Below are 3,453 nucleotides of genomic sequence, written 5' to 3'. Positions count from 1 at the left end.
GACATTTGGGTCTGTAGCTCAGGTGGTTAGAGCGCACCCCTGATAAGGGTGAGGTCGGTAGTTCGAGTCTACCCAGACCCACCACTCTCTGAATGAAAAAGCATACTTACTAATTTATATGGATCGGCACTGTGGCCGGTACATGTTCTTTTAAAACTTGTGACGTAGCGAGCGTTTGAGATATCTATCTTGACGTGTCGTGAGGCTAAGGCGGAAGACTTTAATGTCTTCTTATTAATTGAGTCGTTATAGTTCGTATCTGGGCTTTGTACCCCCAGGTCATATATGTAACCCAAGGCAACTTGCGGTTATATGGTCAAGCGAATAAGCGCACACGGTGGATGCCTTGGCGGTCAGAGGCGATGAAGGACGTGGCAGCCTGCGAAAAGTATCGGGGAGCTGGCAACAAGCTTTGATCCGGTAATGTCCGAATGGGGAAACCCACCCGCTTGCGGGTATCCTGCAGTGAATACATAGCTGCTGGAAGCGAACCTGGTGAACTGAAATATCTAAGTAACCAGAGGAAAAGAAATCAACCGAGATTCCGTAAGTAGCGACGAGCGAACGCGGACTAGCCCTTAAGCTGATTTGGTTCTAGGAAAACAGTCTGGAAAGACTGGCCATAGAAGGTGATAGCCCTGTATCTGAAAGGGCCATTTCAGTGAAGACGAGTAGGGCGGGGCACGTGAAACCCTGTCTGAACATGGGGGGACCATCCTCCAAGGCTAAATACTACTGACCGACCGATAGTGAACCAGTACCGTGAGGGAAAGGCGAAAAGAACCCCGGAGAGGGGAGTGAAATAGATCCTGAAACCGTGTGCGTACAAGCAGTAGGAGCTCCGCAAGGAGTGACTGCGTACCTTTTGTATAATGGGTCAGCGACTTACTGTTCGTGGCAAGCTTAACCGTATAGGGGAGGCGAAGGGAAACCGAGTCTGATAAGGGCGCATAGTCGCGGGCAGTAGACCCGAAACCGGGTGATCTAGTCATGGCCAGGGTGAAGGTGCCGTAACAGGTACTGGAGGCCCGAACCCACGTCTGTTGCAAAAGACGGGGATGAGCTGTGATTAGGAGTGAAAAGCTAATCGAACCCGGAGATAGCTGGTTCTCCTCGAAAGCTATTTAGGTAGCGCCTCATATGTATCCTCTCGGGGGTAGAGCACTGTTATGGCTAGGGGGTCATCGCGACTTACCAAACCATTGCAAACTCCGAATACCGAGACGGACTGTATGGGAGACACACGGCGGGTGCTAACGTCCGTCGTGAAAAGGGAAACAACCCAGACCCACAGCTAAGGTCCCAAATTCACTGCTAAGTGGAAAACCATGTGGAAAGGCACAGACAGCCAGGAGGTTGGCTTAGAAGCAGCCACCCTTTAAAGAAAGCGTAATAGCTCACTGGTCGAGTCGGTCTGCGGGGAAGATTTAACGGGGCTAAGCAGTGAACCGAAGCTTGGGGTGTGCATATTTATATGTACGCGGTAGAGGAGCGTTCCGTAAGCCGTTGAAGGTGGATTGAGAAGTCTGCTGGAGGTATCGGAAGTGCGAATGCTGACATGAGTAACGATAATGCGGGTGAAAAACCCGCACGCCGAAAGCCCAAGGTTTCCTTGCGCAACGTTAATCGGCGCAGGGTGAGTCGGCCCCTAAGGCGAGGACGAAAGTCGTAGTCGATGGGAAGCAGGTTAATATTCCTGCACCTCGCGTAAGTGCGATGGAGGGACGGAGAAGGTTAGGCGTACCAGGCGTTGGTTGTCCTGGGGAAAGGCGGTAGGTTTGGATCTTTGGCAAATCCGGGATCCTTTAAGACCGAGCACCGAGACGAGCCTTTAAGGCGAAGTCGCTGATACCACGCTTCCAGGAAAAGCTCCTAAGCTTCAGCTTACGCAGACCGTACCGTAAACCGACACAGGTGGGTAGGATGAGAATTCTCAGGCGCTTGAGAGAACTCGGGTGAAGGAACTAGGCAACATGGCACCGTAACTTCGGGAGAAGGTGCACCCTTTTTGGTGGCTCATGCGAGCTATAGCTGAAGAGGGTCGCAGTAACCAGGCCGCTGCGACTGTTTATCAAAAACACAGCACTCTGCAAACACGAAAGTGGACGTATAGGGTGTGACGCCTGCCCGGTGCTGGAAGGTTAATTGATGGGGTCAGCCGCAAGGCGAAGCTCTTGATCGAAGCCCCAGTAAACGGCGGCCGTAACTATAACGGTCCTAAGGTAGCGAAATTCCTTGTCGGGTAAGTTCCGACCTGCACGAATGGCGTAACGACAGCGGCGCTGTCTCCACCCGAGACTCAGTGAAATTGAAATCGCTGTGAAGATGCAGCGTTCCCGTGGCAAGACGGAAAGACCCCGTGAACCTTTACTATAGCTTTACACTGAACGTTGAGTTCGTCTGTGTAGGATAGGTGGGAGGCTATGAAACTGTGGCGCTAGCTGCAGTGGAGCCAACCTTGAAATACCACCCTGTCGTGCTTGACGTTCTAACCTAGGTCCATAATCTGGATCGGGGACCGTGTATGGTGGGTAGTTTGACTGGGGCGGTCTCCTCCTAAAGAGTAACGGAGGAGCTCGAAGGTACGCTCAGCGCGGTCGGACATCGCGCACTGTGTGCAAAGGCATAAGCGTGCTTGACTGCAAGATCGACGGATCAAGCAGGTAGGAAACTAGGACTTAGTGATCCGGTGGTTCTGTATGGAAGGGCCATCGCTCAACGGATAAAAGGTACTCCGGGGATAACAGGCTGATACCGCCCAAGAGTTCATATCGACGGCGGTGTTTGGCACCTCGATGTCGGCTCATCACATCCTGGGGCTGTAGTCGGTCCCAAGGGTATGGCTGTTCGCCATTTAAAGTGGTACGCGAGCTGGGTTCAGAACGTCGTGAGACAGTTCGGTCCCTATCTGCCATGGGCGTTGGAGATTTGAGAGGGGCTGCTCCTAGTACGAGAGGACCGGAGTGGACGAACCTCTGGTGTTCCGGTTGTCACGCCAGTGGCATTGCCGGGTAGCTATGTTCGGAAGCGATAACCGCTGAAAGCATCTAAGCGGGAAGCGCGCCTCAAGATGAGATCTCCCGGGGCACAAGCCCCCTGAAGGAACCATATAGACTATGTGGTTGATAGGTCAGGTGTGTAAGTACAGCAATGTATTGAGCTAACTGATACTAATGATCCGTGCGGCTTGACCATATAACCTCAAGTTGCCTTGGCCGACATGACATGTCGATAGATCCAAGTGCACGCTACGTCACAAGACCAAACGAGAGGCAGGCGCTACAGGCGCGTCTCTTTGTAAAGCCGGCACATCCGTGCCCGCTCCCTGCAAAGACACGTCCTGCGGCGACACTCCAAAAGCCTCCCTGGTGAAATTAGCGCTGTGGAACCACCCGATCCCATCCCGAACTCGGAAGTGAAACGCAGCTGCGCCGATGGTAGTGTGGCTCAAGC

1 tRNA gene and 2 rRNA genes are annotated in these 3,453 nt (G+C 52.9%); all 3 read left to right on the top strand.

The window, feature by feature from the left end:
* Positions 1-7: 7 nt before the first annotated feature.
* Positions 8-84, top strand: a tRNA-Ile gene (locus tag H9654_RS17635).
* 230 nt (positions 85-314) lie between these two features.
* A 23S ribosomal RNA gene (locus tag H9654_RS17630) occupies positions 315-3,195 on the top strand.
* 169 nt (positions 3,196-3,364) lie between these two features.
* Positions 3,365-3,453 (top strand): 5S ribosomal RNA (gene rrf, locus H9654_RS17625); the annotation flags it as partial.

Origin of the sequence: Stenotrophomonas lacuserhaii, from assembly GCF_014836545.1 — a bacterium.
GTDB classification, from domain to species: Bacteria; Pseudomonadota; Gammaproteobacteria; order Xanthomonadales; family Xanthomonadaceae; genus Stenotrophomonas; species Stenotrophomonas lacuserhaii.
The sequence above is the reverse complement of the archived record's forward strand: the minus strand, read 5'-3'. Positions and strand labels throughout refer to the sequence as shown.